Below are 2,772 nucleotides of genomic sequence, written 5' to 3' on the forward strand. Positions count from 1 at the left end.
CCGACCGCTGCCCGGAACGGCTGACCACCCGCCCGGCGGGGCCACTGCGGTAGTCGGTCGTCCAGGCCCAGACCGCCCGGTCGTCGTGACCGGTCTCCAGCTGTGTCATGGCCGGGAGCTCCCCGGCCAGTCGGGGGGCCAGCTCGCGCAGCCGGCGCACCTCGATCAACGGCGACTCGGTCGCGGGCACCAGGTGCAGCTCCAGGGCGGCCCGCTCGAAGGAGGAGGGCCGGTTGACGAAGTCGGATCGCCAGGTCACCTGGGGCGGGCGGCTGACCTGCCGCCACTCCACCGAGCTCGGCGGCTCGGCACTGTGGACGTACATGTTGCCGTGCATGACCCCGAACGCCGGGCCGCCGTTCGCGGTGACGTTCTGCACCGACCCGGGGCGATCCTCGGCCGGCCGGGAGAGGAAGTCGGTGATCACCGCGGCCGCGAACGCGGCGGCGTTGCGCACCGCGCGAGGCTGCGAGCCGGCGGCGTCCGCCACGGCCTTCAGCCCGTCGGCCTGATCACTGATGCCCCGCACGGTCAGCATCCGGACGCGACCGACGTGGGCCGCGCGGGCCGTCCCGGCGCTCTCCATCTCGATCGCCACGGCGTCGTTGTAATGGTGCTTGAGCTGCTGGGCCAGCGGTGTCGTCCGGGAATTGAGCACCACCTCGCCGGCCGCGATCGGCGCGAAGTGGACCTCCGGGGCATCCGGGCGCTGCTGGAACTCACGGGCGACCACCCGGGCCCGCTGCAACAGCTCGTGGTCGGCGTCGAACGAACGGGGCCGCGCGTAGGACTGATCGTCCTGCTCCTTGGCACCGTGGACAGCGAAGACGCGGGTCGCGACGACCACCGAACCGAGCGCGATCTTGTCGCTCAGGGCACCGGCGACCCCGACGAAGAGCAGCGCCTCCGGCCGGAACAGGTCGATCGCCTCGCCGGCCACCAGGGCCGCGTCCACGTTGCCGGCGCCGACCTCGGCGATCGCCACCCGGGCCCCGCCCAGCGTGCCGACCTCGTACTGGGTGCCGGACCGGGCCGATCGCCGGCTCAGGTCGCCGAGGTGCTCGCGGACCGCTGCGTATTCGAGCGACAGAGCGGTCAGCACCACGATCCGCGCACCGTCGTCCGTGCTCACTGATCCCCACTCCGCCGCCGGCCGGTCTCCCAGCCTACCGGAGGCATGATGGACCCATGGACGAGCAACGGGTCGTCGCCCGCGGCGGCACCGCGTACGCGGTCATGCACGCTGACCTGCACATCCACGGTCGCGGCAGGGCCTCGTACCGGCTCACCCGGATCGAGCCGCAGCCCGCGCGGACACCTGCGCGACCCGACTGGCCCGGCACGCGACTCGCCGCGCTGTGGCTGCACGGGCCGGACTTCGCCCGTACGGGTGAAGCGGCCGAAGCCGCCGCCGCCGACCTCGCCCGCAGCGGCTGGGTGGTGTTGAGCGCGCGGATCGAGCACCGCACCGCCGAACACCCGGCACAGCTCGTGGAGCCCGGCGCTCCGGGTGTGGTGATCATCGTGGACGGTGCCGACGACTGGTCGGTGGCCGAGCTGTGCTGGCTGCTGAGCAACGCGCTGGTGCACGAGCCCGGGTTACCGGTCCGGCTGCTGCTGACGGCGAGCACCATGGACGGCCTGCCGGAACTGCGGGCGGCGCTGGCCAACGTCCAGGCCGGGGTGAGCGCGCTGCCGGTGCCGTCCTGAACCCGGTGTTCATCGCGGCAGACCTTGACCAGGGCGCGGTACCGAGCGGACAGTGAACAGCGCGACTGCTACCTCCCGGTCGGCGGCAGCAACCATGCGGCGGTGCTTTCATGCCCGATCGAAGTCATTCCCTGCCGCTGCGCGGACGTAGCGTCGAATGCGAGGCCCTCGACCAGCTCATCGTGAGCGCCCGCGCCGGGCACAGCCGGGTCCTGGTCCTGCACGGCGAGGCCGGCATCGGCAAGACGGCCCTGCTGGAGTACCTGTTCACCCGGTCCGCCGGCTGCCGCGTCGCCCGGTCCGCCGGGGTCGAGTCGGAGATGGAACTGCCGTTCGCCGGGTTGCACCAGTTGTGCGTCCCGTTCCTCGGCCTGCTCGACCGCCTGCCGGAACCGCAACGTGATGCTCTGCAGACCGCGTTCGGGATGCGGGGCGGCACGGTCCCCGACCGGTTCCTGGTCGGGCTGGCGGTGCTGACGCTGCTGTCGGAGGTCGCGGAGGAACAGCCGCTGATCTGTGTGATCGACGACGCCCAGTGGCTGGACCGGGCCACCACCCAGACGCTGACCTTCGTGGCCCGCCGGCTGCTGGCCGAGTCCATCGCCGTGGTGTTCGCGCTGCGCGAGTTCGGCAACCAGCAGGACCTGTCCGGGCTGGCCCGGCTGGCCGTCGAAGGGCTCATGGAGGCCGACGCCCGCGAGCTGCTGCAGACCGTCGTCACCGGGCCGCTGGACCCGCGGGTGCGGGACCGGATCGTCGCCGAGACCCATGGCAATCCGCTCGCACTGCTGGAGCTGCCGCACGGCCTGACCGCCGCCCAGCTGGCGTTCGGTCCCGACGCGGCCAGCATGCCGCTGGCCAACCGGATCGAGCAGGGGTTCCTGCGCCGGGTGCACCCGCTGCCCGTCGAGACGCAGCAACTGCTGCTGCTGGCCGCCGCGGAGCCGGTCGGCGACCTGACCCTGCTCTGGCGGGCCGCGCACCGCCTGAGCATCCGGCCCGACGCGGCGAAACCGGCGACGGCGGCCGGGCTGCTCGAGCTGGGCGGGCGGGTGCGCTTCC

The 2,772-nt window shown here is 73.0% G+C and carries 3 protein-coding genes; 2 read left to right on the forward strand and 1 reads right to left on the reverse strand.

Going from position 1 to position 2,772, the window contains the following annotated elements:
- A partial coding sequence (locus tag AB0C29_RS42100; RefSeq protein ID WP_360833040.1) for a 5'-methylthioadenosine/S-adenosylhomocysteine nucleosidase occupies window positions 1-1,132 on the reverse strand: 1,132 nt, incomplete at its 3' end.
- A 56-nt stretch (window positions 1,133-1,188) separates the two neighbouring features.
- On the opposite strand from AB0C29_RS42100, the gene AB0C29_RS42105 reads away from it, so the two are divergent.
- Both AB0C29_RS42105 and AB0C29_RS42110 read left to right on the forward strand, forming a co-directional pair.
- Window positions 1,189-1,710, forward strand: a complete 522-nt coding sequence (locus AB0C29_RS42105) for a hypothetical protein (RefSeq protein WP_360833043.1) — start codon at window positions 1,189-1,191, stop codon at window positions 1,708-1,710.
- Between the two features lie 110 nt (window positions 1,711-1,820).
- A partial coding sequence (locus AB0C29_RS42110) for an ATP-binding protein (RefSeq protein WP_360833045.1) occupies window positions 1,821-2,772 on the forward strand: 952 nt, incomplete at its 3' end.

The sequence above is a fragment of the Actinoplanes sp. NPDC048791 genome (assembly GCF_040650095.1).
GTDB lineage: Bacteria > Actinomycetota > Actinomycetes > Mycobacteriales > Micromonosporaceae > Actinoplanes.